Annotated in this window: 1 pseudogene; it reads right to left on the bottom strand. The window is 58.6% G+C overall.

Annotated features, from left to right (window positions below):
* A pseudogene (locus tag Q5762_RS38085) lies at positions 1-207 on the bottom strand (hypothetical protein); the annotation flags it as partial.
* Positions 208-278: the final 71 nt, after the last annotated feature.

Here is a 278-nt window from a genome sequence, read left to right as displayed (position 1 = left end):
ATAGATCGACATCCGCTCGCCACTCGGCTGGTGAATGGCATAGCCACCCTCAACTACGCTGCCGGCTTCGTCCTTCACCATCTGGTTCTTGATGCGAATGTTGGCGAAGGTTCCCCGCATCATCACTTGATGGTTGCCGCGGCGGGTGCCGTACTGATTGAAGTCGACGACGCGCGCATCCTTGGCATGTTCCTCGATTCGATCACCACGGACCACATTTCGCCTGCGGGATCGATCAAGGAAAGCAGCCCCGCCGGGCATTACCTGCGCGACCATCA

Origin of the sequence: Streptomyces sp. P9(2023) (assembly GCF_032436795.1) — a bacterium.
Taxonomy (GTDB): domain Bacteria; phylum Actinomycetota; class Actinomycetes; order Streptomycetales; family Streptomycetaceae; genus Streptomyces.
Note: the sequence above shows the minus strand (reverse complement) of the source record. Positions and strands in the feature narration are given on the sequence as shown.